Raw genomic sequence first — 24,202 nt, 5'->3', positions numbered from 1 at the left:
AGTACACGCTCTTCGGCGGCTCGTGCGTAGGCCTTGACAGATGGCCGATCGGCTTCAGGCGCTGTTCCCCTCAGCGCCTCCGCTGACCTTCTCGAGCATCATGGGGAGTTCCTCCGAGATCTCCCGCGCAAGGAAGCCGATGGATCCGACCCGCGCCACGAGCCGCTCTCCGGCCGCGGAATGCAGGAATGTCCCCCACACCGCCGCCTGGGCGGCATCCTCGCTGCGCGCAGCCAGGCCGAGGATCGCGCCGGCGAGCACGTCCCCACTGCCCGAGGTCGCCAGGCCGGGAATGTCGGCCCCGATTCTCCAGGTGCTGCCATCGGCGCTGCTGATCACGCCGTAGCACGTGACGACAGCGCCGTACCGCGCAGCGATCGCCGGGATGTCATCGTCATCGACCTCACCGTCCCGGTCGAGGAGCAGTGCAGCCTCCTCCCGGTTGGGCGTGAGCACGAGGCCGGCCGGCCACTCCTCGATCTCCTCAGCAAGTCGGGAGAGGACCCCGAGCGCGAAGGCGTCGAGGATGAGGCGCGCATCCGCGTCGATCACCTCGAGAACGCGGCGGAGCAGTCGCACCGTGACGTCCGGATCGGTGAGGCCCGGGCCGAGCAGTACGGCGTCGGCGCCGGCGATCTCGTCGACGGCGTCTCTCGGCAACTCATCGCCGTCGAATGCGAGGATCCCGGCCTCGGGCACGGCGACGGCCAACGGCACGGCTACGTCCTGCGGCACGATCATCGACAGGCGGCCCGCTCCGACCCGCAGTGCCGAGACTCCCGCCAGCCCGACCGCGCCGGGGGCCTGAGCTGAGCCGCCGACGATGGCGATCCGCCCGCGGCTGTACTTGGAGTTGCCGGGGGCCGGCAGCGGCCACCCACGCAGCATCCGCTCATCCACCTGCGTCGTGCCGCTGTCATCACTCGGGCTGGACATCATCGTCTCCGGAATGCACTGTGACCGGGGCGCCGCCCTCGGCCAGATGGTCGACGTTCGAGAACTCCACGAGCCGCCACGGCTGCTCCGGCGACTCCCTGACGAGATGGGTGACGGATGCGTTCGCCACAGTGTGCGTCTCTGCGAAATCCAGCAGGTCGGCTTCGGAGAAGTCGAGGCAGATGTACAGCAGCAGCATGACGATGGCATCGTGGGCGACGATCAGGGTTGAACCGGCTCCCGACGGGCCGGCTTGGCCACCGTCGGAGGCGCTCTCGGCGGCGGCATCCGCGAGGAAGGAGCGAAGCCGCAGAACGACATCGGCCCACGACTCCCCGCCCGGCGGCCGGTGATAGAACTTGCCGAGGTGGCGACGACGTGCCACTTCCTCCGGATGCCGGCGGCGCACACCATCGCTCGTGAGGAGGTCGAGGATTCCCAGTTCGCGATCGCGGAGACGCTCGTCCACGTGGACGGGCGCCGCGAGCTCGCTGTCACCGATGGCTATGGCCAGGGTCTCCCGTGCGCGGGTGTACGGCGAACACCAGACTGCCCCCAAGGAAGTGCGCCTCTCGGCGAGCCAGGGACGGAGGGCGCCGGCCTGATGCTCGCCGGCAGGCGAGAGCGGCACATCGGCGTCCCTGATGTCGAGCGGGATGACCTCGGCTCCGTCTGCCTCCGCAGCGGATGCCGCGACGTTGCCGACGCTCTCGCCGTGGCGGATCAGCCACAGCTCGTTCCTTGTCCGGTGGCCCACAGGCTCACTCCCTCCCGGGCGGCGCCCCGTAGTCCGGTCCGTCCACGAGCAACGGTAGAGCGAGGGTGTGCGGCTCATCGCGGGGTTGACAAGACGGGCGTTCGGTCCGAGTCGAGTCGACCACCCGGTCCGCCGTCGGCGCTTATAACACCGCCGAGAAGTGATCCGCAAACCCCTATTTGAGGCGGCCCCCGCTGTCGCATGCTGGCTCCACCGTTGACGAGTGGCGGTCGAGAGACGACCTCCACCGTCGCCGAGTTCACTGAGGAGAACCACCATGACAGACACATATCGGACGGACTCACCGGCATCCGGAGGTGCCGCGACGGGAACCACTGACGCGGTCAAGGGTGAGGCCGCGAACGTCAAGGACCAGGTCGTCGGCTCCACCAAGAACGTCGCTGCGACGGCCAAGGATGAGGCATCCGGAGTCATCCGGGAGGCGAAGTCTCAGGCATCCGACCTGTTCGGACAGGTGACGAGCGAACTGCGCGAGCAGGCCGCCACCCAGCAGTCACGGGCAGCCGCCGGTCTCAGGACCATCGGAGACGACCTCGACCAGATGTCGCAGGCGTCGTCGAGCGGGCTCGCAGCCGAGCTCGTGTCGCAGGCCTCGAGCCGGGCGAGCTCCATCTCCCGCTGGCTCGACGAGCGCGATCCCGAGTCGCTCCTCGACGAGGTGAAGAACTTCGCCAGGCGTCGCCCGGGAACCTTCATCGCCGTCGCTGCAGTGGTCGGCCTCGTCGCCGGACGCATCACGCGCTCGGCCGTGAGCAACCACTCGGACGCCTCGGACGGCACCGCCGGAACCTCGTCGTACCGGCCGGCTGTCACGCCGGACGTGCACACCGACACGTACAGCGAACCGTTCGCCGTCGGCACTACCGGCGCTGTCGGTGCCCCGGGCACAACGACTGCCACAGGATCCGTCGGAACCACCGGAGCCATCGGCGCGACAGGCTCGGGAACCGATCTCGACACCGACGTGTACGCGACCCCGGGTGGGCCGGCATCAGGGTCACCGACGACCACGCCGGTGTACTCCGCCCTGACAGGCGATGGAACCCGAACCGGCCCGGACAGCGACACCGCGCCTGCGTTCGGCGACGATACTGCGGCTGAGCGCGATGACTCGTCGAACGAGTTCGGCGCCGGCAACGCGCAGCGCTCGTGGGGAGACGGCAACTGATGACCGATCTACCGACACCATCAGAGGAGAAGGCAGCGACGACGTCGCTCGGCGACCTCCTGAGCGAGGTGACCCGTGACGTGTCGACGCTGATGCGGCAGGAGATCGCGCTCGCCAAGGCGGAGATCTCCGAATCGGCCAAGCGGGCGGGAAAGGGAGCCGGGATGCTCGGCGGAGCCGGCGTTGCCGGCCTGCTCACCCTCGTCTTCCTGTCGGTGGCCGCATGGTGGGGACTGGGCTACCTGATCGGCAACGCCTGGTCAGGCCTGGTCGTCGCAGTGATCTGGGGGATCGTCGCGGCGATCCTCTTCGTCACCGGCCGCAAGGCGATCGCATCCGTCGAGGGTGCGCCCCAGACCGTGGAGACGGTCAAAGAGATTCCAGAGACACTGAAGCGAAACGAGGAGAACCGATGACGAACGATCCAGACCAGATCCGAGCGGATATCGAGGCGACGCGACGCAATCTCGGCAGCGATGTCGATGCGCTCGCCGACAAGGTCGACCCGTCGAAGATCGCCCAGCGTCAGGCCGACAAGGCCAAGGACGCCGTGCGATCGGTGCGTGACCGCGTGATGGGTGTCGCCTCCGACGTGCATGACGATGCGAGCAGCATGGGCGACAACGTCGCCGGCGCCGCCCAGAGTGCGGTCGCCAAGGCCAAGGGCAATCCTCTGGCCGTCGGGCTCATCGCGTTCGGCGCCGGATGGCTGCTGTCCTCGCTGATCCCGCCGAGCGAGAAGGAGAAGCAGCTCACCACGACGCTGACCGACGCGGCCCAGCCGCTCGTCGACGAGGTCAAGGACGTCGCCTCGACCGTCGCCGACGACCTGAAGGAGCCCGCGCAGAACGCCGCAGCAGCCGTCAAGGACTCTGCGACGGATGCGGTGGACAACGTCAAGGCCGAGGCGAGCTCGGCTGTCGACGACGTGAAGGGCCAGGCCGCGGAGTCCCGCGACAACGTCCAGACCGCCAGCTCGAACTGACAACACCTTCGTCGAGCGTCGGCGCCCCACCGGGGCCGGCGCTCGACGTCGTTTCCAGAAGAAGTGAGAATCACCGATGTCCCCAGAACGATCCAGTGAGAAAGCGGCCACGGCACCAGCGCCCGACGACGAGCGCAAGCCCGATTCGCCCACCGAGGTGACCAAGAGATCCTGGGGCTACGTGCTGAAGAAGACGCTCCGGGAGTTCACCTCCGACCAGTGCTTCGACATCGCGGCATCCCTCACCTACTACGCGGTGCTCTCCTTGTTCCCGGCACTGCTCGCCTTGACCTCGCTGCTCGGCGTGTTCGGGCAGGGCCAGAAGGCCGTCGATGCGCTGCTCGAGATCGTCACCGACGTCGCGCCAGGCTCGACGGTCGACGTCATCCGTGAACCCCTGGAGCAGTTCGCCTCGTCGCCTGCCGCCGGGTTCGCTCTCGTCAGCGGCATCGTGCTGGCGATCTGGTCGGCGTCCGGCTACGTCGGCGCCTTCAGCCGAGCCATGAACCGCATCTACGAGATCGAGGAGGGTCGTCCGTTCTGGAAGCTCCGCCCCATGCAGCTCCTCGTCACCATCATCGCGATCGTGCTGATCCTCGTCATAGCGGTCGTGCTCGTCATGTCGGGCCCCGTCATCGACACCGTGGGAGATGCGCTCGGACTCGGGGCGGCTCTCAAGGTGACCTGGTCGATCGCGAAGTGGCCGATCCTGGCGCTTGCCGTGATCCTCATCATCGCCGTGCTGTACTACGCCACTCCCAATGCGAAGCAGCCGAAGTTCCGGTGGATGAGCATCGGGGCGGCGGTCGCTCTCGTGGTCCTCGTCCTCGCATCCGTCGGCTTCGGGCTCTACGTGGCGAACTTCTCTAACTACGACCGCACTTACGGCTCATTCGCCGGCATCATCGTCTTCCTGCTCTGGCTCTGGATCGCGAACCTCGCCCTGCTGTTCGGAGCGGAGTTGGATGCCGAGCTCGAACGCGGGCGCCAGTTGCAGGCCGGGATCGAGGCCGAGAAGGACATCAAGCTGCCGCCTCGTGACACGACCAAGAGCGACAAGGCGGCCGAGAAGGAGAAGCAGGACGTCGAGGAAGGCCGTCGCATCCGCGAGAGCAGCTCCGCGGACCGCTGAGCGCGGCGGAAGAGTGGCATGAGACGACCGATTCCGCCACCCCTACTTCCTGGACCCGGGCGCGCCTAGCGTGAGGAGAATGGTGCGCGACGTCGACGACTATACGGACCTGCGGGACTACGCGGCCATCGGTGACGGGCGCACCGTCGCCCTCGTCGCCTCCGACGGCGCCATCGACTGGCTGCCGATGCCGTCTCTGCACAGTGATCCGCTCTTCGCCGGCCTCATCGACGCGGAGAGGGGCGGGCGCATGACGCTCCGCCCCGTCGACCCGTTCGAGTCGCACCGCGCCTACATCGCCGGAACCAACGTGCTGGAGACCCGGTTCGTGACGGAGTCCGGGGAGGTGGTCGTCACCGACGCCCTGGTCACCGGCGTGGCCGGGCGACTTCCGTGGAGCGAACTCGCCCGTCGCATCGACGGTGTGCGGGGTGCTGTCGAGATGGCTTGGGAGGTGCGCCCGGGAAACATCATCGGCGGGAGCCCGGTCGTGACGCGACGCGAGACGCTCCACGGCCCGGTGCTGAGCGCAGACGACGTCAACCTCATCCTCGTCGGATCGGAGCACGGGCCGGAAGGTGCAGCAACCTCGGAACCGGGCTTCAGGGGCCGTTTCACGACCGAACCGGGAACACGCCACCTCATCGTGCTCTGCGCCACGGACGACGAGCCCGTGCACGTACCCGACCCGCTCATCGTCGACACCGGCATCGACCGCACCATCGAGAGCTGGCAGGCCTGGTCGCGCGTGTTCAGCTACGACGGCCCCTGGGCCGACGCGGTTCAGCGCAGCGCCCTCGCCCTCAAGCTGCTGATCTTCAGCCCGACCGGTGCCATCGCCGCTGCTGCCACCACGGGGCTGCCGGAGAACCCTGAAGGGCACAAGAACTACGACTACAGATTCGCCTGGATGCGCGACCTGGCCTACACCGTCGGTGCACTCGTGCACTTCGGGTTGCGAGAGGAGACCCACGCCGCGGTGTCGTGGGCGCTGGACACCCTCAAGAGGCACGGCGAGGAACTGCACGTCTTCTTCGGCCTGAGCGGCGACGTTCCGGGTCGGCCGCGCCTGCTCGAGGCAGCCGGATGGCGCGGAATCGGTCCCGTGCGTGCGGGCAACCCCGCTGCCGGCCAGCTGCAGCTCGGCGTCTACGCCGACGTGATCGGCATCATGCGCCAGTACGTCGACGCCGGCAACATCCTCGACGCCAACACGGCCGAACTGCTCTGCGCCTTCACCGAGAGAGCCTGCAGGTCGTGGCAGAAGAAGGACTCCGGAATGTGGGAGCTTCCGCGCCGACGGCACTATCTCGCCAGCAAGGTCGGGTGCTGGCGGGCCATCACCGACGCGTGTCACCTGGCCGACATCGGCCAGATCTCGCCGGCCGAAGCCGATCTCGCCGGGTGGCGACGCAACAGGGAGCTCATCGAGGAGTGGATCGCCGAGAACTGCTGGTCGGAGAAGCGCTCGAGCTACGTCATGCATCCGGGATCGACGAAGCTCGACGCGGCGATCCTCATCCATGCAGGGGCGGACTTCGGACCGCCCGAGCGCATGACCGCGACGATCGCCGCCATCAGGGAGGAACTGGCGGCTGGTCCGCTGCTCTACCGCTACAGCGGTGCCGAGGATGAGGAGTCGACATTCGTCGCCTGCGCCTTCTGGCTGGCCGAAGCACTGGCAGCCACGGGCAGTCCCGACGACGCCGAGACGTTGGTGGACGAGCTGATCGATCTCGCCAACGACGTTGGGTTGTACGCCGAGATGATCGACCCGGCCGACGGTCGGTTCTGGGGAAATCTGCCCCAGGCGTTGAGTCATCTGGCGCTCATCAACGCCGTGAACGCCATCAACCAGGCACGGGAGAACGACGCGCCCTCGGCGGCGTGAGGAGAGGAGCTGTCACATGGATCTCGGGATCGCGGGAAAGGTGGCGCTGGTCACCGGAGGGGACTCCGGGATCGGATGGCACACGGCGCGCAGGCTGCTGGCGGAAGGAGCGACCGTCGTCATCACGGACCTCGACGAGAAGGCGCTCGAGAAGGCCGCCACGAAGCTCCGGGCCGACGGCGACGCTGTGCACGCCTTCGCGGCCGACATCACCAGTGTCGATTCCCTCTCCGAGTTGCATTCGAGGGTGAGGGATGCCGTCGGACGCATCGACATCCTCGTCCAGTCCGCCGGAGTCACGGGAGCCCAGGGACTGTTCCACGAGATCACCGACGAGGGGTGGACGAAGACCATCGAGACCGACCTGATCGGGCCGGTGCGCGTCGTGCGCGAGTTCCTGCCCGACCTGCGCACGGGTGGCTGGGGTCGCATCGTCTTCCTCGCGTCCGAGGATGCGGTTCAACCCTACGACGACGAACTGCCGTACTGCGCTGCCAAGGCCGGGATCCTCGCGCTGTCGAAGGGACTGTCGCGCAGCTATGCCTCAGAGGGATTGCTCGTCAACGCGGTCTCGCCGGCGTTCATCCGCACACCCATGACGGATGCCATGATGGCGAAGCGGGCCGAGGAACTCGGGGTGACGCAGAAGGAGGCGATCGCTTCCTTCCTCTCGGAGGAGCGCCCGTTCATGGAGCTCGGTCGTCGCGGCGAACCGGAGGAGGTCGCCAACGTCGTGGTCTTCCTGTGCTCGGATGCCGCATCCTTCGTCACCGGATCCAACTACAGGGTCGACTCCGGGTCCGTCGCGACCATCTAGGACGACGGCTTCGTGCCGCCGTCGACCCCGGCGAGGAATTCGAGAACGCGGCGGGTGAGGAGTGCCGCCGCTACTTCGTCGTAGTCGGGCAACGACGAGTCCGCGAAGAGGTGGGCGTCGCCCGGATAGAGGAACAGCTGAGCGCGCGCGGTCGTGGCCAGCAGGTCGCGCGCAGCATCCAGATCGCCGTCGTCGACGAAGAAGGTGTCTGCATCCATGGCGTGCACCTGCACGGGCACCTCATCAGGCCACGCCTCGCCGAATTCGGAGACCGGCACGAAGGAGTGCAGGAGCACGGCGCCGCGCGCCTCCGGCCTGGTCTGCGCGAGTTTCTGTGCCGGAAGCACTCCCAGGGAGAAGCCGAGGTAGACGGGCTCGCCGCCAATGGACTCTCCCGCGGCGACACCGTCATCGAGCAGCTTCTCGAAGCCGACCTCGCGCGCGTACGCCAGTCCCTCGTCGAGGGTGTCGAAGGTGTGCCCGGAATAGAGATCGGGGGCGGTGACCGTGTGTCCGGCTGCGGTCAGCTGTTCTGCGAATGCGGCGACTCCCGCTGTGAGGCCCTGCGCATGGTGGAAGAGGACGACGTCGGCCATGGGTGCTCGCTTTCGATCGGAGGGACCTGTGCTTGGTAAGGGATGCTAATACGTGCCTGTGGCACCCCAGCCGGCTCGGTTGCCGGACCCTCTGTTCGCCAGGTCAGGCACGCCCTAGGCGCCAGCGCCGCCGTCGGCACCGCCGTGCCGTCGGAGCGACAAGGGAAGCGCCACCCAGAGGCCCAGCGCCACCACGATGACGACCCCACCGGCGATCCACCCGGCGGGGGCGGCCAGGAGGAAGTCGAAGAGGAAGAGCACGATCCCGGCGAACAGCAGCGAGCTGGCGGCCAGGCAGGCGAGCAGGATGCGGTTGCCGGCGTTCACGAGCACCGGCTTGGCGTGCCGGCGGAAGAGCAGTCGGTGGATGCTCACCGGTGTGAGGGCAAGCATGGTCAACAGCACCGCACCGACCACCAGTGTCAGGTAGACGCCGACGTCGAAGGAACTGAGCTCGTCGAAGCGGGACTGGAACGGCAGCGTGAGCAGGAAGCCGGCGAGGATCTGGGTGCCGGTCTGGAGCACGCGGAACTCCTGAAGCAGTTCGTTCCAGTTGCGATCCGACCGCTCGGTCGCCGTCTCGTCTCGACCGTCATGCGGTTGGACGTCGGTGGTGATGGGATCCGCCACTGGAACTCCGTATTCGTCAGGTTGTCGATGCTCGTTCTCGACGCCCGAGCGTAGCCGAGACGACCCTCACTCCGTGGCGAGGCGGGGCCGCAGCTCCCGCTGGAAGAAGTCGAAGAAGCCGTCGACGTCGGGCCCGCTGTTCATCAGGGCGATGTGATCGAATCCTGCATCGGTGAACTGGCCGATGACCTCGAGATGCCGCTCCACGTCGGGGCCGCAGGCGAACTGCTCGCGAATGTCGTCCGCGCGCACCGTGGTGGATGCAGCCTCGAAGTTCACCGGGTTCGGCAGCTCGGACATCACCTTCCAGCCGGAGAGCGACCAGGCATTCGTCTCGAGGGCCGCTTCAATGGCCGCCTCCTCGCTCGGCGCCCAGGCGAGCGGCGCCTCGCAGTAGAGCGGCCCCGTGCCACCGGCGTCGCGGTAGCCGGACACCAGGTCGCTCTTCGGTTCGACGGCGAAGAGACCGTCGCCGTGTTCGGCGGCCAGGGCCACGGAAGCGGGGCCGCTCACCGCCACTGCCAGCGTCGGCGGCACCTCGGGCAGATCGAAGATGCGAGCGTCCTCGAGCTTGAGGTACCTGCCGTCGTAGTTCTGGTATCCGCCCTGCCAGAGCAGGCGGATGATGTCGAGCGCTTCGTCGAACATGGCGTGCCGCTCGTGGATCCCCGGGAAACCGCGACCGACGATGTGCTCGTTCAACCGCTCGCCCGCGCCGACGCCCAACGTGAAACGCCCGTCCGAGAGCAGGGCCAGGGTCGCAGCGGCCTGAGCGATGATCGCCGGGTGATAGCGCACGCTGGGGCAGGTGACACCGGTGGCGAAATTGAGCGTCGTGGTCTTCGCGGCGATGACACTGAGCACATTCCACGCGAAGGGGGAGTGGCCCTGGGCCTCGACCCACGGATGGAAGTGGTCGCTGATCTCGACGAAGTCGAAACCTGCCTGTTCGGCACGCACGGCCTGACGTACGAGTTCCTGAGGGCCGAACGCCTCGGCCGCGAGCTTGTATCCGATCTTCATGGTTCGACGCTACGCAGTCCTCGGCGAGCGACAAGGTGCTTGCCGATGGCGGCCGCAGGGTCCACAATGCGGCGCGCGGCCGCGCACGCTGGATGCGCTGCAGGGTCCCGTCAGCCGAGCAGGGCGATCTCGTCGAGTCGATCGAGCAGGTCGGCCGGGTCGTCGAAGACTGCCCGGGCTCCGGCATCCGTCAGCAGCTCCCCGGAGATGCCGCCAGACAGCACGCCGTACGGCGTCACTCCTGCGCGCAGGGCCGCCTTCATGTCCCAGACGGAATCACCGATGAAGACGGCGTGATCGGCGTCGACGCCGGCACGGGAGAGTGCGATGCGCACGATGTCGGGTTCGGGCTTCGCCGTGTCGACATCGTCGGCGTTCGTGGTGGCGTGGATGACATCGTCGGAGTCGATCACGCGCAACAGCACGTCGAGCTCATCCTGCGGAGCCGAGGTCGCGAGCACGACGGTGACGCCGCGCTCCGCCAGAGTGCGCAGCAGCTCTCGTGCTCCGTCGAAGATGCGCAGACGTGGCGTGAGCTCCATGTAGTACGTGGAGTTGAGCTCTGACGCCTTCGACGTCCAGGCGTCCTCCTGTTCGCCGACGAGAGACGTGATGAGCTCGTCGCCGTCCTGTCCGATGGACCGGTGGATGCGCCAGGCGTCGACATCCGTTCCCATCTCCTGGAATGCGCGCTGCCACGCCTCGACGTGCAGGTAGTTGGAGTCGACGAGGGTGCCGTCGATGTCGAAGAGCACTGCGATCGTTGTCTGGGTCATGGCTCACATCCTCTCTGCGCCGCGAACGCCGGCGGCTCTCTCTTTCAGGCTATCCCCATCGCCCGGTGGGGCGGCCGGGCGTCTTAGGCTTGAGGGGCACCCCAACAGGAAGCGCCCAGCCACCCCATGTCGATCAGCGTCACCAGCACGACCTCACCAGCCCCCCTCAGCACCGACGAGGTCGCTGCTTTGCGCGGAGACTTCCCCGTGCTCGCGCAATCGGTGAACGGGCACCCGCTCGTGTACCTCGATTCCGGGGCGACCTCTCAGAAGCCACGAGTGGTCCTGGATGCCGAACGCGACTACTACGAGAATCGCAACTCCGCCGTGCACCGTGGTGCCCACACCCTCGCCGCCCTCGCCACAGAGGATTTCGAGGAGGCCCGCGAGATCGTGGCCGGCTTCGTCGGGGCGTCCGCCGAGGAGATCGTCTGGACGTCGAACGCGACAGAGGGCATCAACCTGGTGGCGTACGCCATCTCGAACGCGAGCCTCGGACGCGGGGGAGCAGCCGCCGAGCGTTTCCGGATCGGAGCCGGCGACGAGATCCTGGTGACCGAACTCGAGCACCATGCCAACCTCATCCCGTGGCAGGAGCTGGCGGCCCGCACGGGTGCGACCCTGCGTTTCATCCCGGTCGATGACGACGGGTCCCTGCGGCTCGACGAGCTCGACGATCTGATCGGCGAGCGCACGAGGGTGGTGGCATTCACCCATGTGTCGAACGTGCTCGGCACCGTGAGCCCCGTCGATCTGCTCGTCGCACGCGCTCACGCCGTAGGCGCCATCGTCGTGCTCGACGCCTGCCAGTCCGCACCCCACCTGGCGCTCGATCTGCACGCCCTCGACGTGGACTTCGCCGTGTTCTCCGGGCACAAGATGCTGGCTCCGACCGGCATCGGCGTGCTCTACGGACGGCGCGAACTGCTCGACGCCCTTCCTCCCTTCCTCACCGGTGGTTCGATGATCACGACGGTGACGATGGAGAAGGCCGAGTACCTGCCGGCGCCGCTGCGTTTCGAGGCCGGAACGCAGCGCGTCTCCCAAGCCATCGCACTCGCAGCGGCGGTACGTTATCTCGAGGCGATCGGCATGGACCGCATCGCGGCACACGAGACCGTGCTCGGGCGGCGGCTGACCGACGGCCTCGCCGTCATCGACGGCGTGCGGATCCTCGGTCCCGTCGGCGGCGCCGAACGGGTGGGCTTGGCCAGCATCGACGTCCCCGGCATCCACTCGCACGACCTGGGCCAGTTCCTCGACAGCCGCGGCATCGCCGTGCGCGTCGGCCACCACTGCGCTCAGCCCCTGCATCGACGCCTCGGCGTCACCTCGTCGACCCGGGCGAGCAGCTACCTGTATTCCACCCGAGACGACGTCGACGCCTTCCTCGCGGGAGTCGCCGACGGCATCGCATTCTTCGGAGGCTCACGATGAGCGATCTCGCCGGCCTGTACCAGGAGCTCATCCTCGATCACGCCAAGCGTCCCCACGGCTACGGCCTCGTGGAGCATCCGTCGGCCGAATCGCACCAACTCAATCCCACGTGCGGCGACGAGATCACGCTGCAGCTGAACGTCGCCGACGACGGCACCCTCACCTCGGTCACCTGGGAGGGGCACGGATGCGCCATCTCGCAGTCGTCGGCATCGTTGCTCGCCCAGCTCTTTGCCGGGCTTCCGGTGTCCCAGCTGCAACCGCGCATCGACTCCTTCCGCACCATGATGCGCTCGCGGGGCACCGTCGAGCCCGACGAGGAGCTGCTCGGCGACGCCGCGGTTCTGAGCGGTGCCTCAAAATTCATCGCACGTGTGAAGTGCGCGATGCTCGGCTGGGTCGCCGCTGAGGACGCGCTGACGAGACTGCGGTGATGAGGCTCGGCGACCGCCCTACTGCGGAGCCTGCCCGATGCTCAGCCAGCCGTCCGACCCGGTGTCCTTCGAGTCACGGATGCCTTCGGCTCCGTCGCCCTTCATCGCCTTGAGCTGGCGCTCGATGTCGGAGCGCGACGCGAGTTCGGCCAGCTGGCGCTCGATGTCGGCATCCGGAGCGGCCGTGAGGTCTTTCAGGGCGCCGCTCGACAGGAGCTCGTCGGTGGCCTGGGCGCGCGCCTGCATCTGGGCGACGCGATCGCGGGCACGGTCGAGGCTGACGCCGACGTCGTTCATGTTCGCGCCGATGCCGGCCACGGCCTCATTCGCGCGCACCTGGGCGGCGGAGGCGCTGTAGGTGGCCTTCATCGTCTCCTTCTCGATGCGGAAGGCGGCGATCTGCTCCGCCAGGCGACGCTCTCGTTCCTGCAGCTGCGAGGTCTGCTTCTGCAGCGAGCTGTGCTGCTCCTGGAGCTTCGACACCTGCCCCTCGAGGGCCGCGCGCCGTTCCAGTGCCGCTCGGGCGAGGTCCTCGCGACCGTGCTCCATGGCCTCACGGGCCTGGTCGCCGAGCCGCTGGTAGCGCGTGCCCATCTCCTCGCCCTGCAGTTCGATGCGCTTCTTCGCCGTGGCGACCTCCGCAACGGCCTGCCGTACCTGGTGCAGCAGCTTGACCTGCTGCTCGTAGCTGTCGTCGAGGGCGTCGCGCGGATCCTCCATGCGGTCGAGCGCCTTGGACGTCTTCGTGCGGAAGATGGTGCGCATCCGGGCGGTGTTGCTGTTGCTGTCGGCGCTCATGACTGGGCTCCCTTGGTCTGGAGGCGAACGGTGGGGGTTGTGCGAAGAGGCGCGGGGTACCGGCCGTCGTCTGCGTTCAGAAGCCGGAGCTCCTCGACTCCGGCGTGCAGGGCCGCGACCTCGCGGTCGACCTCCGCACGGAGGGACGCGAGCGAGCTGCCCGTCGGGTCGCCGAGTCCGGCGGCGACGGATGCGCGCAGTCGGCGGATCATCTCGGAGACCTGCTCGACCCGAAGCCCTGCAGCCGGAAGCTCGTCGGCCAGGGCGGCGGCATCCGTCTCTGTCTCCATGAGTCGCAATTGCGCCTGGAGGGCGACACCCTCGGCCTCGATGCGGCGGAAGATGCGCGGCAACTCCCCGCGACGCCCGTTGGTGCGTACGGCGAGATCGATGGCCGCCCGTCCGCTCTCGAGTGCGTCGTTGAGTTGCAGTTGCAGTGCGAGCACCTTGCGCTGAGGGCCCCAGGTGAGGCTGGCGCGACCCTTCAGCACGGCGCCGTTGATGGTCCGGCTGCGTCGGATGCGGCGGAAGACCGCCCGCACGACGAGAACGATCGTGGTGACCGATGCTGTGACGATGAGCGCGAGCGAGAGCAGCACCGACATCAAGACTTCCATCAGCGCGCCGGCCCGGCCGTCATGCGCTTCGCAGCAGTCGTGCGATTCGAGTCCATGGATGCCCCCTCGGTCATCGGCGCGTGCCTCAGGTACCCGAAGCGCAAACGCGATATAACGCAATCTACGCCGAGAGCCCCGGATGGCCAAGCACTCTCGCCGGATACTCAGATCCGGCGGACCCCGTGAGTGTTCTAGTCGCGCCGCCAGGCGTCTCCGAGCGAACTCCGTCGGGGCACGAGATCGGGCTTGATGACCACGGTCTGCTTCGCCGTCGTCGGCCCGCCCTGGATCTCGTTCATGAGCAACTGGGCAGCGACCCGGCCCATCTCCTCGCCGTGCTGGCTGATGGTCGAGACCGGGATGGCGCTCTCGGAGGCGAAGTGGTTGTTGTCGTAGCCGACGACGGCGAGGTCGGTCGGCACATCGAAGCCGGGCTTTCCGTCGAGCACCTGGATGGCACCGACCGCGAGGAGATCGGATGCCGCCACCAGGCCGTCGAAGGTGCCGGCACCCCGAGCGAGGATGTCCTGGCCGGCGTGCCGGCCGTGCGGGATGTTGAGGCCGCGGGTCTCGATGTGCTCCAGCGTCACGCCGGGATTCGCGGCGACAGCGGCGCGTGCACCCTCGAGGCGCTGCGCGACGGCTGTGAGCAGCAGGGGTCCACCGAGGAACGCCAGGCGGGTGCGACCGAGCCCGATGAGATGCTCGGCGGCCTCGTAGCCGCCATGCACCTCGTCGGCGACGACACCGGCGTAGTGACCGGAGTCGGCCGCGAAGTTCACGAGCACGAGGGGAGTGCTTCGCAGCAGCGACGCACTGCCCCGGACGTAGGCGGTGTCGAGCGGCGCGAGCAGCACGCCGGCGACCCGCGACTCCTCGAAGAGGCTGATGTTCATGGACTGCTTCGCCAGATCGACGTCGGAGTTCGCGATGAGCAGGTTCATGCCGTGCTGTCGGGCAGTCGCATCGGCGCCTCGGGCGATGTCGACGAAGAAGGAGTTGCTGAGGTCGGCCAGCACGATTCCGATCGTGTTGCTGGTTCCGGTTGCCAAGGAGCGAGCCGCATCATTGCGGATGAAGCCGAGCTCGGCGATCGCCGCCTGGACCTTGCGTCGGGTCGCCTCGCTCACCTTCTCGGGATTGTTCATGGTGTTCGACACCGTGCCGAGGGCGACTCCGGCGTGACGCGCGACGTCGGACATGCTCGGGGCCGCCTTGCCCATGTCCCGTCGCGCCTGTGCCACTGGATGTTCCCCTTGCTGTGCGATTCGTTTCGCGGTTCCGCTCATGCTTGCAGAATGAAGCGCTCCAAAACATATCGCATTCGGGTTGACAGATGCCAGAAAGCGCGTATATTTTCCGAATGAAACGCTTCAATTTGTGAGGCTTCGCACTTCAAGGAGGAATTGTGACCACAGCACCGAAATCACGAATGCGGCGTCTCGCGCCCCTCGTGGCCGTCGTTGGAGCGGGAGCGCTGCTGCTCACCGCGTGCGGACCGGCCAGCGGGGGAGGAAGTGCCGACAGTGGCACATTCACCTACCTCGGCCAGACCGAGAACACCACCATCATCGACACCCTCACCACGCTGTCGAAGGATCAGTGCGCGGCAGAGGAGAAGGCCGCCCCGCTCACCCCCGACAAGTCGGCCGGCGCCCAGTTCGACCAGAAGCTCCAGCTGCTGGCCGGGCAGGACGCCCTCTCGAACATGTCGATGGCGGCAGGAACGCCATCACTGATGAAGCAGTTCATCGACGCCGGACAGGTCGTCGATCTGTCGAAGGAGCTCGACACGCTGGGCGTCTCCGACAAGATCCTCCCGGCCGCTGAATCGACGATCAAGGCTCTCTACGGAGAGGATGACCTGTACTCGCTGCCCACCGAGTTCAACATCGAGGGCTTCTGGTACAACAAGCAGATCCTCGCCGACAACGGCATCGAGGCGCCGGCGACCTGGGACGACCTGGTGGATGCCGCGAAGACGCTGAAGGCCGCTGGAGTCCAGCCGTTCTCCGCCGACGGTAAAGACGGCTGGCCGATCACCCGCCTCGTCGGCAACTACATCGCGCGCGACCTCGGTCCCGACGCGCTCAAGGACGTCGCAGACGGCAAGGCCAAGCTGACCGACGACGAATACGTCAAGGCCGCCGACGCCGTCGCCGCCCTGGGCGAGGCCGGCTACTTCGGCGACGCCGTCGGATCCATCGACTACAACGCCGCCATGAACCAGTTCCTCACGGGCGGCTCCGCCTTCTTCTACATGGGAAGCTGGGCGCTGGCGAACTTCAACGACGCGACGCAGAACCAGATCGGGGCCGACAACATCGGCTTCGCCCCGTTCCCGGCCGTCGACGGCGGAAAGGGCTCGATCGATCAGGTCCCGGCCAACGTCGGCGTTCCCGTCATGTTCGCGAAGAAGGGCTTCGGCGACAGCCAGGCAGCATGGCTCAAGTGCATCGTCTCCAACTACGGCGACACCGTCATGACCGACAGCGGCGTCGTGTCGGGCTTCACTCTCGACAACCCGCCGACAGACCTGCCCGAGACGACCCAGATCGTGCAGCAGACCATCAAGGACGCCCCGTCGAGCATCCTGTGGTTCGAGGCGCTGTTCAACCCGAAGGCCACGAGTGTGAGCCAGACCAACGGCGGCGGACTCGCGAGCGGTGCCGTCAGCGGTGCCGACTTCATGAAGCTGGTGCAGGCCGCGAACGACGAGGGCTGAGCCCTTCCGTCACGCGGATGCGGGGGCGCGACGCGCAGGTGGCGCGCCCCCGTTCTCATTTCGCTGCTTCGCGCGGCCGACAGATTGAAACAGAACCATGGAAAGAGTCCTCGGCGACAAGCGCGCCGTCCTGATCCTCCTGGGGCCGGCGCTGCTGGTCTACTCCATCATCATGTTGGTGCCGATCATCTGGTCGCTCGGCTACACCGTGATGGATGGCAACCCGATCATCGGGTTCACCTTCAACGGATTCGGGAACTTCGTCAAGTTCTTCAACGATCCAGCCGCCTGGAGCGCGCTCTGGTTCACCATCCGGTTCGCCTTCATCATGACGGTGCTGCAGGTGGCGGCGGGCTACGGTCTGTCGCTGCTCTACGTCTTCTACCTGAAGCGGGCCTCATCGACCGTGCGCACGATCATCTTCTTCCCGATCGTCCTGCCGACAGTCGCCATCGCACTGCTCTTCACGAGGCTGTTCGAATCGGCCCCGACGGTCGGCCCGGTCAACTCGCTCCTCAACCTCTTCGGGATCCCGTCCGTCGACTGGTTCGGCACCCCTGATGCCTCGTTCTGGGTGCTGATCCTGATGGGTCTCTGGCAGTCCATGGGCTTCTACGGGGTGCTGCTCTACGCCGGCGTGCTCGACATCCCGGAGGAGATGCTCGAATCGGCCCGTCTCGACGGCGCGGGCGGCTGGAAGCTGGTCCGCACCATCGTGCTGCCGCTCTCGCTGCCCGTGCTGCTCTCCTCGGTGATCTTCAGCATCAACGGGACCCTCAAGGTCTTCGACAGTGTCGTCGCGCTCACGAACGGCGGTCCGGGCAACGCCACGACGCCCCTGACGCTCTACATGTTCCAGACCTCGTTCACCTACGGCCAGTACGGCTACGGCAGCACCATCGCGCTCATGCTGACGATCCTCTGCCTGCTGTTCACCGTCTTCATCTTCCGGTCAACGCGCCGCGACCTCACGAAGGACTGACACCGATGTCCACTCCGACCACGGCCCTCGCCAGCGTCAACCCGCAGGGCATCTCCAGGACGGCTGTTCCCCGCAACCGGCCGGCATCGCCGCGTCGATTCCTCGCCAGGCTCCCCGTGCGCATCCTGCTCGGGATCCTGCTCTTCATCATGATCTATCCGATGGTCTGGATGTTCCTCGGGTCGTTCAAGACGCAGAACGAGTTCCTCAACGAGCCGTTCTGGGCGCTTCCGCAGAACTGGTCGCTCGACAACTACGTCTCGGTGTTCGAGAACGGCTTCGGGAAGTACATCCTGAACAGCGTCATCGTGGTGTTCCCATCGCTCGCCGTCGTGCTCATCGTGGGCGTGGCAGCCGGGTTCGCCCTCGAGGTGATGGTGTGGAAAGGTCGCGGGACCGTCCTGCTCCTGTTCCTCGCCGGCATCATGGTGCCGACGCAGATGATCCTGCTGCCGCTCTTCACCATCTACTTCCGCACGGGTCTGACCGGCACCTACTGGCCGATGATCCTCACCTACATCGCCACCGGCCTCCCGCTGACCGTGTTCATGATGGCGACCTTCTTCCGGTCGGTGCCGCGCGAGATCTTCGAGGCATCCACGCTCGACGGAGCGAGCATCATCCGGTCCTTCTGGGCGGTCGGGCTGCCACTGGTCAAGAACGCCGTCTTCACCGTCGGGCTCGTGCAGTTCTTCTTCTTCTGGAACGACCTCCTGATCGCGCTGACCTTCACCAACAGCGACGCACTCCGCACGATCCAGGTCGGGCTGCTGAACTTCACCGGCCAGTACGGCGCGGTGCAGTACGGTCCCACGTTCGCGGCGATCGCCGTCAGCGTGTTCGGCACCCTGCTCATCTACCTGTTCCTCAATCAACAAGTCATGAAGGGCCTCACGGCCGGATCGGTCAAGGGATAAGACGGATGACGATCACCGATCACCCCCGCATCACCACCATCGACGACGTCTGGCTCGAGAACCGCCGCGGCGGCTCGGCCATCGGCATCGGCGAGAGTCGTCCACGCATCTCCTGGTCCACGGACTCGCTGAGCCCTGTCGGCTCGGTCGCTTTCGAACTCACGCGCGAGGACGGCACCGTCGAACTGCATCTCGAGCACGGAGGAGGTCGTCGCCTCATCGACTGGCCGTTCGCTCCGCTCACCTCGCGCGAGGCCGTGACGCTCCGGCTCCGAGCAGTGGGCGACGGGGTCGACTCGGCCTGGAGCGCGACCCACCATATCGAGGCCGGCCTCCTCGAGCGCACGGACTGGAGCGTTCCGTTCGTCTCCCCGTCTCCGGCCGAACCGCAGGGCGAACTCCGCGGCGGATACCTGTTGCGCGCGGAGTGGGACGGCGTGGACCCTGCCCGCGTCCGCCGGGCCCGCATCTACTCGACGGCCCACGGCGTCTATGAGCTGGAGCTCAACGGGGCGCCGGTCTCGGACGAGCTGCTCTCACCCGGGTGGACCAGCTACAGCCACAGGCTCCGGTCGCAGACCTTCGACGTGACCAGCGCCATCCGCGGAGGCAGGAACGCCATCGGGGTCTGGCTGGCCGATGGCTGGTACCGGGGTCGCATCGGCTTCGAGGGCGGTCTCTGGGACGTGTACGGAAGCGACGTGTCCGTGCTGCTGCAGCTCGAGATCACGCTGACGGACGGATCCCGTCTCGACGTCCCCCTCACCCACGCGTGGCGGTGGAGCGATGCCCCCATCACCAGCGCTGGCCTCTACGAGGGCGAGTCCTACGACGCCAGGCTGCTCCCGTCCGGCTGGAGCGACGCCGGTTTCGATGCCCGGAAATGGCACCCACCTGTCGTGCTCGCCCTCGCCGATTTCGGTGCCGCGATCGAGGCGCCGACCGGCCCGCCCATCCGGGTGACCGAGGTGCTGCGGCCGATCAGCATCGAGGCGGTCGCCGGCTCTCGCATCCGTCTCGACTTCGGCCAGAACATCGCCGGGAAGCTGCGCATCCGGGCGTCGGCAGACGCCGGCCACACCGTGACCCTGCACCACGCCGAGGTGATCGAGAACGGCTCGCTCGGCGTGCGGCCCCTGCGCTCCGCCATCTCGGTCGACAGCTACACCTTCGCCGGCGCCGGCCTGGAGGAGTGGACCCCTCGCTTCACCCTGCACGGCTTCCGCTACGCGGAGCTCGAGAACTGGCCGGGCGGCATCGACACCGTCGACGTGGAGGCGTTGGTCGTGCACACCGACATGGAGCGCACCGGGTGGTTCGAGAGCTCGCATCCGGGGCTCGACCGCCTGCACGAGAACGTCGTGTGGAGCATGCGCGACAACTTCGTCGATCTGCCGACCGACTGCCCGCAGCGCGACGAGCGGCTCGGCTGGACCGGCGACATCCAGGTGTTCACGCCGACGGCCCTGCGCCTCTTCGGTGCGCACGGCACCCTCAGCGGCTGGCTTCGGGACGTCGCCCACGAGCAGGCGGACCAGGGGCATGTGCCCAACTTCGTCCCGTGGATCGAGTGCGGCTTCCCGAACCACCCCACCGCGGCCTGGGGGGACGCCGCCGTCATCGTTCCGTGGGAGATGTATCGGCACGACGGCGACACCCGGGTGCTCATCGACCAGTACGACAGCATGCGGGCGTGGGTCGATCTCGTCGACGACCTCACCGGCCACACGGGCCTGTGGAACACGGGCTTCCAGCTGGGCGACTGGCTCGACCCGGCCGCACCCCCGGACAGCCCGGGTGCCTCGCAGACCGACAAGTACCTGGTCGCGACGGCCTACCACGTGCGGACGGCGCGGATTCTCGCCCAGACTGCGGCCATCCTCGGCAGGACGATGGATGTGGCCCACTACAGCGCCGTCGCAGAGCGGGCGACAGCGGCCTTCCAGCGCGAGTACGTGGCGCCGAGCGGGCGGGTCGTGAGCGACACCGTCACGGCGATCGCCGTGGCGCTGGTGTTCGAGCTCTTCGCGACAGAGGACCAGGCCGAGCACGCCGGGGAACGGCTGCTGCACCTCGTCGCTGCCGGCGACTTCCACATCAGCACCGGCTTCGTCGGGACCCCGATCATCTGCGACGCCCTCGTGCGCGCCGGAGGCATCGACGCCGCCTACCACCTGCTCCTGCAGGAGGAACTGCCATCGTGGCTCTACCCGGTCTCGATGGGGGCGACGACGATCTGGGAGCGCTGGGACAGCATGCTGCCCGACGGAACGGTGAACCCCGGCGACATGACCTCGTTCAACCACTACGCCCTCGGTGCAGTCGCGGACTTCCTGCACCGTGTCGTCGCCGGCCTCGACTCCGCCGAGCCCGGCTTCGCATCGCTGCGCATCGCGCCTCAGCCCGGCGGCGGGCTCACGCACGCCTCAGCGAGCCACCGCACGCCACTCGGGCTCGCCTCCTCGGCCTGGCGACGCGACGGGGAGACGTTCAGGCTCGATGTCGAGGTGCCGGCGGACACCACGGCCACCGTCGTGCTTCCGGGTGATGGAGGAGAGCACAGGGTCGGGGCCGGTCGGCACTCGTTCACCTCGACGTTCCGTCCGGCGTCGCAGGATGCCCCCAAGCCGCCCTTCCGTCGGTGGTAGGCATCACGCAGCACACGCACCAGCCCCACGATTCACCGACCACGACCAGCACGAGCACCAGACAGGGAACAACCATGCAGCAGTCCATTCGACCCGGCCAGCCGTGGTTCGACACCGCGGGGGAGCGCATCCAGGCGCATGGAGGATCGATCCTCTTCGTCGATGGCGTCTTCTACTGGTACGGCGAGAACAAGGAGAGGACGGCTCCCGGCAACGGCATCTGGCACTGGGGAGTGCGGTGCTACGCCTCGACTGATCTCTACAACTGGGAGGATCGCGGCCTGATCATCCCGCCCGTCGTCGATGATCCGCAGTATCCGATGCACCCGGCTCAGTTCGCCGACCGCCCGCACATCATCCACAACACCCGCACCGGCAAGTACGTGTGCTGGGTGAAGGTGATGCAGCGCAACGGCGAGCAGATGTCGAGCGTCTTCACCGCGGACGACATCCTCGGACCCTACGAGCTCGTTCGGAGTGGACTGCGGCCGCTCGGCATGAACGCGGGAGATTTCGATCTCGTCGTCGACCCGTCCGACGGGAAGGCCTACTACTACTTCGAGCGCGTGCACAGCGAGATGATCTGCGCCGACCTGACTGACGACTACACCGATGTCACCGGGTACTACTCGACGCACTTCCCGCATCCGCAGCCCCCGTTCGTGCGTGAAGCTCCCGCGTACTTCAGACGCAACCGCAGGCACTACCTGATCACGTCGGGAACAACGGGCTACTTCCCCAACCAGTCGGAGTCAGCGGTCGCGGACAGCCATCACGGCCCCTGGACCGTCATCGGGGACCCGCATCCAGCTGACGACTCCCACACCTCGTACCGCTCGCAGCTGTCGTCCATCTTCAAGCACCCGGAGAAGCGCGACCTCTACATCGCGCTGGGCGATCGCTGGGTCGTGGACCCGCCCGCCGATCTCCCCGACATCCCGGCGCTGTTCGAGCGGGTGTTCAGCCCGGACCACGACCACAGCGAGTGGGGCGCTGTTCCGCTTCCCGACCCCGACACCTCGATCGCCGACTATGTCTGGTTGCCCCTCCGCTTCGACGGCGACGACGTGATCATCGACTGGCACGACGAGTGGCGGATCGAGGACTACGACTGAAGGCCCATCACCCGCACGGCATACCCGGCGACCTAGGGTTGAGGTGTGCTCCAGGACCAGAACGATCCGTCCCTGCTCTTCCGTGACCGGCCGTGGCTGGCCTCCTACGCCGATGGCGTGCCGGCCGACATCGACGAGCCGACCGAGACCCTGGTCGACATGCTCGACGCCTCCGTCTCGCGGTTCGGGCCCAAGGTCGCCCTGGAGTTCTTCGGTGCCCAGACCACCTACCGCGAGCTGGGGGAGCAGGTCTCCCGTGCCGCGGAAGGGTTGCGCAGGCTCGGCGTCGGCCCGGGTGACAGAGTCGCGCTCGTGCTGCCGAACTGCCCGCAGCACGTGGTGGCGTTCTATGCGGCGCTTCGCCTCGGTGCCATCGTCATCGAGCACAACCCGCTCTACACGGCACGCGAGCTGAGGCACCAGTTCGAGGATCACGGGGCGAGCGTCGCGATCGTCTGGGACAAGGTCTACGACCTCGTGGCCGACATGCCGAGCGACGTGAAGCTCGCTCACATCGTGTCGGTCGACATGACGGATGCGCTCCCCTTCGCCAAGCGGCTCGCTCTCTCCCTGCCGATCCGCAAGGCGCGCGAATCGCGGGCGGCGATGACCAGCACTCCGAAGGCCCGCAGGGTGTTCACCTGGGATCGCCTGGTCGGAGGACACCGGCTGTCGAAGCGCGTCGTCGGTCCGTCCATCGACGACACGGCCCTCCTGCAGTACACCAGCGGCACCACCGGAAACCCGAAGGGCGCCATCCTGTCGCATCGCAACCTGCGTGCCAATGCTGCACAGGGCCGGGCCTGGGTTCCCGGACTCGCCGAGGGCGACGAGACGTTCTACGGCGTGCTGCCGCTCTTCCACGCCTACGGCATGACGCTCTGCCTGACCTTCGCGATGAGCATCGGCGCCAAGCTGGTGCTGTTCCCGAAGTTCGACCTCGATCTGGTGCTCGGTGCGATGAAGAAGTCGCCGCCGACCTTCCTTCCGGCGGTGCCGCCGATCTACGACGCCCTCTCGCGGGCGACGAGTCGCAAGGGCGTCGACCTGTCCAGCATCCGATTCGCCATCTCAGGGGCGATGAGCCTCCCCGTCTCCACGGTGACGCGGTGGGAGGAGGCGACAGGAGGACTCCTCGTCGAGGGCTACGGGATGACCGAGACGTCGCCCGTGGCCGTCGGCAACCCGATCGGTCCTTCGCGTCGACCCGGCACCGTCGGCGTGCCCTTCCCGAGCACCGACATCCGCGTCGTGGATCCGGATGCTCCCGACGAGGACCGCGCGGCCGGGGAGGCCGGCGAGCTGCTCCTGCGCGGGCCGCAGGTCTTCCAGGGTTACTGGCGACGACCGGAGGACACCAGGACGGCGCTGCTCGAGGGCGGATGGATGCGAACCGGAGACATCGTGACCGTCTCCGCTGACGGCTTCGTGACCGTGATCGACAGGGTGAAGGAGATCATCATCACCGGCGGCTTCAACGTGAGCCCGTCGGAGGTCGAGGAGGTCCTCCTGAGCCACCCCGATGTGGTGGCGGCTGCGGTGGTCGGACTGCCGCGCTCCTCCGGCGGGGAGGACGTGACGGCGGCTGTGGTCATGCGCGGCGGCACCAGCTTCGACGGGGGTGCGCTGCGCGACTACTGCCGTACGCGTCTGACCGCCTACAAGGTGCCGAAGAAGGTCGTCCAGCTCGATGCCCTGCCCACCTCGCTCATCGGCAAGGTGCTGCGCAAGAAGGTGCGCGAGTCGCTCATCGCCGGCCGCACGGAGTAGGGCGTCGCGCACACCGTCGGCAACCCC

General features: G+C 67.4%; 23 protein-coding genes. 14 read left to right on the top strand and 9 right to left on the bottom strand.

All coding sequences use genetic code 11. The annotated features are described in order from the left end of the window. Positions 1-54: 54 nt before the first annotated feature. Positions 55-936, bottom strand: a complete 882-nt coding sequence (locus ASC59_RS07735) for an NAD(P)H-hydrate dehydratase (RefSeq protein WP_055820417.1) — start codon at positions 934-936, stop codon at positions 55-57. Beyond that, positions 920-1,693: a histidine phosphatase family protein gene (locus tag ASC59_RS07730; RefSeq protein WP_055820412.1), complete on the bottom strand. Its 774-nt coding sequence runs from the start codon at positions 1,691-1,693 to the stop codon at positions 920-922. Before ASC59_RS07730 ends, ASC59_RS07735 begins: the two co-directional genes overlap by 17 nt. Positions 1,694-1,970: 277 nt before the next feature. Here ASC59_RS07730 and ASC59_RS17705 point away from each other — a divergent pair, with 277 nt between their 5' ends. The 6 genes from ASC59_RS17705 (at position 1,971) to ASC59_RS07700 (ending at position 7,707) form a co-directional block, all read left to right on the top strand. Beyond that, positions 1,971-2,882 carry a hypothetical protein gene (locus ASC59_RS17705; RefSeq protein WP_055820409.1) on the top strand — a complete coding sequence of 304 codons (912 nt, stop codon included), beginning with the start codon at positions 1,971-1,973 and terminating at the stop codon, positions 2,880-2,882. Further along, positions 2,882-3,298 (top strand): phage holin family protein, encoded by a 417-nt coding sequence (locus ASC59_RS07720; RefSeq protein ID WP_055820406.1) that lies wholly within the window; start codon positions 2,882-2,884, stop codon positions 3,296-3,298. Before ASC59_RS17705 ends, ASC59_RS07720 begins: the two co-directional genes overlap by 1 nt. Beyond that, positions 3,295-3,867, top strand: a complete 573-nt coding sequence (locus ASC59_RS07715; protein ID WP_055820403.1) for a DUF3618 domain-containing protein — start codon at positions 3,295-3,297, stop codon at positions 3,865-3,867. Before ASC59_RS07720 ends, ASC59_RS07715 begins: the two co-directional genes overlap by 4 nt. A gap of 76 nt (positions 3,868-3,943) precedes the next feature. Then, the gene (locus ASC59_RS07710; RefSeq protein ID WP_055820399.1) at positions 3,944-4,999 is read left to right on the top strand and encodes a YihY/virulence factor BrkB family protein; all 1,056 of its coding nucleotides are present in this window, start codon (positions 3,944-3,946) and stop codon (positions 4,997-4,999) included. Positions 5,000-5,078: 79 nt separating this feature from the next. Continuing rightward, complete coding sequence (locus ASC59_RS07705) at positions 5,079-6,890, top strand: glycoside hydrolase family 15 protein (protein ID WP_055820396.1); 1,812 nt, start codon at positions 5,079-5,081, stop codon at positions 6,888-6,890. A 16-nt stretch (positions 6,891-6,906) separates the two neighbouring features. Next, positions 6,907-7,707: an SDR family NAD(P)-dependent oxidoreductase gene (locus tag ASC59_RS07700; protein ID WP_055820393.1), complete on the top strand. Its 801-nt coding sequence runs from the start codon at positions 6,907-6,909 to the stop codon at positions 7,705-7,707. On the opposite strand, the gene ASC59_RS07695 is transcribed toward ASC59_RS07700, so the two are convergent. The 4 genes from ASC59_RS07695 to ASC59_RS07680 form a co-directional block, all read right to left on the bottom strand. Then, positions 7,704-8,303: a dienelactone hydrolase family protein gene (locus tag ASC59_RS07695; protein ID WP_055820390.1), complete on the bottom strand. Its 600-nt coding sequence runs from the start codon at positions 8,301-8,303 to the stop codon at positions 7,704-7,706. The genes ASC59_RS07700 and ASC59_RS07695 overlap by 4 nt on opposite strands. 114 nt (positions 8,304-8,417) lie before the next feature. Next, on the bottom strand, positions 8,418-8,933 hold the full coding sequence (locus ASC59_RS07690) for a DUF6328 family protein (protein ID WP_055820387.1): 516 nt from the start codon (positions 8,931-8,933) through the stop codon (positions 8,418-8,420). Between the two features lie 66 nt (positions 8,934-8,999). Further along, positions 9,000-9,956: a TIGR03557 family F420-dependent LLM class oxidoreductase gene (locus ASC59_RS07685; protein ID WP_055820386.1), complete on the bottom strand. Its 957-nt coding sequence runs from the start codon at positions 9,954-9,956 to the stop codon at positions 9,000-9,002. Between the two features lie 110 nt (positions 9,957-10,066). Further along, the gene (locus ASC59_RS07680; protein WP_055820382.1) at positions 10,067-10,732 is read right to left on the bottom strand and encodes an HAD family hydrolase; all 666 of its coding nucleotides are present in this window, start codon (positions 10,730-10,732) and stop codon (positions 10,067-10,069) included. A gap of 126 nt (positions 10,733-10,858) precedes the next feature. Between ASC59_RS07680 and ASC59_RS07675 the strand changes: the two genes are divergently transcribed. Together ASC59_RS07675 and sufU are read left to right on the top strand one after the other, a co-directional pair. Continuing rightward, on the top strand, positions 10,859-12,169 hold the full coding sequence (locus ASC59_RS07675; protein WP_055820380.1) for a cysteine desulfurase: 1,311 nt from the start codon (positions 10,859-10,861) through the stop codon (positions 12,167-12,169). Beyond that, positions 12,166-12,603: a Fe-S cluster assembly sulfur transfer protein SufU gene (gene sufU, locus ASC59_RS07670; RefSeq protein WP_055820377.1), complete on the top strand. Its 438-nt coding sequence runs from the start codon at positions 12,166-12,168 to the stop codon at positions 12,601-12,603. The genes ASC59_RS07675 and sufU overlap by 4 nt, the downstream gene beginning before the upstream one ends. A gap of 18 nt (positions 12,604-12,621) precedes the next feature. Here the strand turns inward: sufU and ASC59_RS07665 are convergent, their stop codons facing one another. The 3 genes from ASC59_RS07665 to ASC59_RS07655 all read right to left on the bottom strand — a co-directional run bounded on the left by ASC59_RS07665 (position 12,622) and on the right by ASC59_RS07655 (position 15,220). Beyond that, entirely contained in the window at positions 12,622-13,401 is a 780-nt protein-coding gene (locus ASC59_RS07665) for a PspA/IM30 family protein (protein WP_055820375.1), read from the bottom strand. Continuing rightward, positions 13,398-14,006 carry a hypothetical protein gene (locus ASC59_RS07660; protein WP_055820372.1) on the bottom strand — a complete coding sequence of 203 codons (609 nt, stop codon included), beginning with the start codon at positions 14,004-14,006 and terminating at the stop codon, positions 13,398-13,400. The genes ASC59_RS07665 and ASC59_RS07660 overlap by 4 nt, the downstream gene beginning before the upstream one ends. A gap of 203 nt (positions 14,007-14,209) precedes the next feature. Then, positions 14,210-15,220 (bottom strand): LacI family DNA-binding transcriptional regulator, encoded by a 1,011-nt coding sequence (locus ASC59_RS07655; RefSeq protein WP_235492617.1) that lies wholly within the window; start codon positions 15,218-15,220, stop codon positions 14,210-14,212. Between the two features lie 206 nt (positions 15,221-15,426). Here ASC59_RS07655 and ASC59_RS07650 point away from each other — a divergent pair, with 206 nt between their 5' ends. The 6 genes from ASC59_RS07650 (at position 15,427) to ASC59_RS07625 (ending at position 24,175) form a co-directional block, all read left to right on the top strand. Beyond that, positions 15,427-16,743, top strand: coding sequence for an ABC transporter substrate-binding protein (locus ASC59_RS07650; RefSeq protein ID WP_235492616.1), 1,317 nt, complete (start codon positions 15,427-15,429; stop codon positions 16,741-16,743). 97 nt (positions 16,744-16,840) lie between these two features. Next, positions 16,841-17,725 carry a carbohydrate ABC transporter permease gene (locus ASC59_RS07645; RefSeq protein ID WP_055820364.1) on the top strand — a complete coding sequence of 295 codons (885 nt, stop codon included), beginning with the start codon at positions 16,841-16,843 and terminating at the stop codon, positions 17,723-17,725. A gap of 5 nt (positions 17,726-17,730) precedes the next feature. Further along, positions 17,731-18,642, top strand: coding sequence for a carbohydrate ABC transporter permease (locus ASC59_RS07640; RefSeq protein ID WP_055820361.1), 912 nt, complete (start codon positions 17,731-17,733; stop codon positions 18,640-18,642). Between the two features lie 5 nt (positions 18,643-18,647). Further along, positions 18,648-21,290, top strand: coding sequence for an alpha-L-rhamnosidase (locus ASC59_RS07635; protein WP_055820357.1), 2,643 nt, complete (start codon positions 18,648-18,650; stop codon positions 21,288-21,290). Positions 21,291-21,364: 74 nt separating this feature from the next. Beyond that, positions 21,365-22,405, top strand: coding sequence for a family 43 glycosylhydrolase (locus ASC59_RS07630; RefSeq protein WP_055820354.1), 1,041 nt, complete (start codon positions 21,365-21,367; stop codon positions 22,403-22,405). A 45-nt stretch (positions 22,406-22,450) separates the two neighbouring features. Next, positions 22,451-24,175 (top strand): long-chain-fatty-acid--CoA ligase, encoded by a 1,725-nt coding sequence (locus tag ASC59_RS07625; protein ID WP_082513470.1) that lies wholly within the window; start codon positions 22,451-22,453, stop codon positions 24,173-24,175. Positions 24,176-24,202: the final 27 nt, after the last annotated feature.

This window comes from Leifsonia sp. Root1293, assembly GCF_001425325.1.
In the GTDB taxonomy this organism is placed as follows: domain Bacteria; phylum Actinomycetota; class Actinomycetes; order Actinomycetales; family Microbacteriaceae; genus Orlajensenia.
The sequence above is the reverse complement of the archived record's forward strand: the minus strand, read 5'-3'. Positions and strand labels throughout refer to the sequence as shown.

Bases quoted from the DNA above. Each gene is read 5' to 3' on its own strand.
- ASC59_RS07675 (WP_055820380.1), top strand. From the start codon at position 10,859: ATGTCGATCAGCGTCACCAGCACGACCTCACCAGCCCCCCTCAGCACC.
- ASC59_RS07710 (WP_055820399.1), top strand. From the start codon at position 3,944: ATGTCCCCAGAACGATCCAGTGAGAAAGCGGCCACGGCACCAGCGCCC.
- sufU (WP_055820377.1), top strand. From the start codon at position 12,166: ATGAGCGATCTCGCCGGCCTGTACCAGGAGCTCATCCTCGATCACGCC.
- ASC59_RS07640 (WP_055820361.1), top strand. From the start codon at position 17,731: ATGTCCACTCCGACCACGGCCCTCGCCAGCGTCAACCCGCAGGGCATC.
- ASC59_RS07700 (WP_055820393.1), top strand. From the start codon at position 6,907: ATGGATCTCGGGATCGCGGGAAAGGTGGCGCTGGTCACCGGAGGGGAC.
- ASC59_RS07720 (WP_055820406.1), top strand. From the start codon at position 2,882: ATGACCGATCTACCGACACCATCAGAGGAGAAGGCAGCGACGACGTCG.
- ASC59_RS07685 (WP_055820386.1), bottom strand. From the start codon at position 9,956: ATGAAGATCGGATACAAGCTCGCGGCCGAGGCGTTCGGCCCTCAGGAA.
- ASC59_RS07630 (WP_055820354.1), top strand. From the start codon at position 21,365: ATGCAGCAGTCCATTCGACCCGGCCAGCCGTGGTTCGACACCGCGGGG.
- ASC59_RS07705 (WP_055820396.1), top strand. From the start codon at position 5,079: ATGGTGCGCGACGTCGACGACTATACGGACCTGCGGGACTACGCGGCC.
- ASC59_RS07645 (WP_055820364.1), top strand. From the start codon at position 16,841: ATGGAAAGAGTCCTCGGCGACAAGCGCGCCGTCCTGATCCTCCTGGGG.
- ASC59_RS07715 (WP_055820403.1), top strand. From the start codon at position 3,295: ATGACGAACGATCCAGACCAGATCCGAGCGGATATCGAGGCGACGCGA.
- ASC59_RS07655 (WP_235492617.1), bottom strand. From the start codon at position 15,220: ATGTCCGACGTCGCGCGTCACGCCGGAGTCGCCCTCGGCACGGTGTCG.
- ASC59_RS07680 (WP_055820382.1), bottom strand. From the start codon at position 10,732: ATGACCCAGACAACGATCGCAGTGCTCTTCGACATCGACGGCACCCTC.
- ASC59_RS17705 (WP_055820409.1), top strand. From the start codon at position 1,971: ATGACAGACACATATCGGACGGACTCACCGGCATCCGGAGGTGCCGCG.
- ASC59_RS07660 (WP_055820372.1), bottom strand. From the start codon at position 14,006: ATGTCGGTGCTGCTCTCGCTCGCGCTCATCGTCACAGCATCGGTCACC.
- ASC59_RS07635 (WP_055820357.1), top strand. From the start codon at position 18,648: ATGACGATCACCGATCACCCCCGCATCACCACCATCGACGACGTCTGG.
- ASC59_RS07665 (WP_055820375.1), bottom strand. From the start codon at position 13,401: ATGAGCGCCGACAGCAACAGCAACACCGCCCGGATGCGCACCATCTTC.
- ASC59_RS07735 (WP_055820417.1), bottom strand. From the start codon at position 936: ATGTCCAGCCCGAGTGATGACAGCGGCACGACGCAGGTGGATGAGCGG.
- ASC59_RS07695 (WP_055820390.1), bottom strand. From the start codon at position 8,303: ATGGCCGACGTCGTCCTCTTCCACCATGCGCAGGGCCTCACAGCGGGA.